1 protein-coding gene and 1 pseudogene are annotated in these 2,274 nt (G+C 74.0%); both read left to right on the top strand.

What is annotated here, in order from left to right; genetic code table 11:
- Nucleotides 1-306: pseudogene (locus VF794_RS00605) on the top strand (hypothetical protein); the annotation flags it as partial.
- Between the two features lie 307 nt (nucleotides 307-613).
- Nucleotides 614-2,274 (top strand): VIT domain-containing protein (locus tag VF794_RS00600; RefSeq protein WP_331106652.1); only part of this gene is annotated, 1,661 nt, incomplete at its 3' end.

Genomic DNA, 2,274 nt, shown 5'->3' with positions numbered 1-2,274 from the left:
GAGAGGAGCGCCGAGTGGCCGGGCCTCACGTGCCTGCCGCAGCTGCTGGGGCCGGCGAGGCGGCTGTTCCAGGGGTTCAGCTGGACGAAGCGCTGGAGCAAGAGGAGGAGCGAGGACTTGGAGGCGGGGGAGGGGCGCTTCACCGAGGAAATCGCCGAGCCAGTGGAGCTGGTGGTGGAGCCCCTGCCGTGTTGGAAAGGACTGGGGGAGGAGGAGCGGCGGCGTGCGGTGCGGGGATTGGTGGAGGGAGTGGAAGCCGAGGCTCGCGCACGGGACAAGCCCGCGTGCTGGGGGCGCGAGCCGTGAGGGCCCAGCACCCGCATACCCGGCCGGAGCAGCTCAAGCGCAGCCCGCGGCCATTGGGTCATGCCTCCACGCGCCAGGCGCTGAGGGAGTTGCGCGAGCAGTACCGGACCTTCGTCGCGGCGTTCCGTGAGGCGGCAACTCGGTGGATGCGAGGGGACTTTTCGGCCCCCTTTCCGCTCTACTCCTTCCCGCCGCGTGTCGTGCCGAGTCCCCTCACACGAATTCTTTGACACCCTCTCGGGGCGCAGGACGGGGCGTGGGCCCGCGCCCTCGTGCTACACCGGGGGCACCCGCTTCGGGAGGAACCATGCTCCGTCCCCTCATCGCCGTCCTGCTCCTGTGCGCGGTGGCCCGCGCCGCCGAGCCCGAACGCCCCGCTCCGCCTCCGACTCCGCCCGTGCCGCCGCGCATCCTGTTCGTCCCCGAGGCCGAGCGTCCGGTGGAGCTCAAGCGGCTGGAGGTGCGCGCCCTCGTGCACGGGATGCTCGCGGAGACCACCACCACGCTCGTCTTCCACAACCCCAACCGCCGCGTGCTCGAGGGGCAGCTCGAGTTCCCCCTGCCGCCCGGCGCCACCGTGAGCGGCTACGCGCTGGACGTGGGCGGCCAGCTCGTCGACGGCGTGGTGGTGCCCAAGGAGGAGGCGCGCATCGCCTTCGAGAAGGAGGTGCGCAAGGGCGTGGACCCCGGCCTCGTCGAGCATGTGCGCGGCGACCGCTTCCGCACCCGCATCTACCCCATCCCCGCGGGCGGCACGCGCACGGTGCAGGTGCGCCACATTACCGAGCTGGCCGTGCGCGAGGAGTCCGCTGGCTACCGGCTGCCGCTGCCCTTCGGCGTGCTGCCCGAGGCCTCCGTGCGCATCGAGGTGGTGCGCGGCCCGGCGTCGCCTCCCCGCTTCAGCGGCGGCTTCGGCAAACTCGTCGCGGTGCGCGCCAACGAGAGCTGGGTGGCCGAGCAGCGGCTCCAGGACGCCCGCCCCGGCGCGGACCTCGTGGTGGAACTGCCCGTGCGCCAGGAGCCGTCCGTGGCGGTGGGCTGCCGCGCGGAGGGCGAGTGCTACGCCATGGTGACGGACCTGCCGAAGCTGCCGCCCCCAGGCGCGCCCCTGCCGCCGCCGCGCCGGCTCGGCATCGTCTGGGACGCCTCCAGCAGCCGCGCGGGAGACCACCAGCGCGAGCTGGCCTTTCTCCAGCAGTTGCTCGCGCGCTGGCCCGCCGCCGAGGTGAAGCTGGTGGTGGTGAGGGACCAGGCCGAGCCCGCTCGCGTCCTCGCGCCCCAGGCGCTGCGCGATGAGCTGGGGCAAGTCGTCTATGACGGCGGCACGGGCCTCGGCGCGCTGGACCTCGCCAGTGACAAGACGGTGGGCGCGTGGCTGTTCTTCTCGGACGGCCTGGGCACAGTGGGCGCCTCGCTCCCTCGCACGGGCTCGGCGCCCGTGTATGCCGTGGTGGACGGCGCGGGCGCGGACACGGCGGTGCTGCGCCACATCGCCGCCAACGGGGACGTGATTGACCTCGCGCACGAGGAGGTGGAGCAGGCCGTGGCGCGCGTGGTGTCCCCGCCGTGGCGCCTGCTGCGCGTGGAGGCTGACGGCGCGAGCCTCGCCGACGTGCTGCCGCGCGCCCAGCCGATGACCGGGCCGGTGACGGTCGCGGGCCGCCTGCTCGCGAGCAAGGCCACCCTCACGCTCGTCTACGGCGCGGGCTCCCAGGAGGTGGCGCGGCGCAGCGTCACGGTGAGCCGCGCGGAGGCCGTCGACGCCCCGCACGCGGCGCTCGCCTGGGCCCAGCGGCGCATTGCCGAGCTGTCCGCCCTGCCCGTGGAGCACGCCCAGGAGCTCACCGCCCTGGGCCGCCGCTTCGGCCTGGTGACGCCGGGCACCTCGATGCTCGTGCTGGAGAACCTGGAGCAGTACCTCGAACACGACATCGAGCCGCCGGCCTCGCGGGCCGAGATGCGCGCCCA

The organism is Archangium sp. (assembly GCF_036389735.1).
Taxonomy (GTDB): Bacteria; Myxococcota; Myxococcia; order Myxococcales; family Myxococcaceae; genus Archangium.
This window is presented reverse-complemented; position numbering and strand designations above follow the sequence as displayed.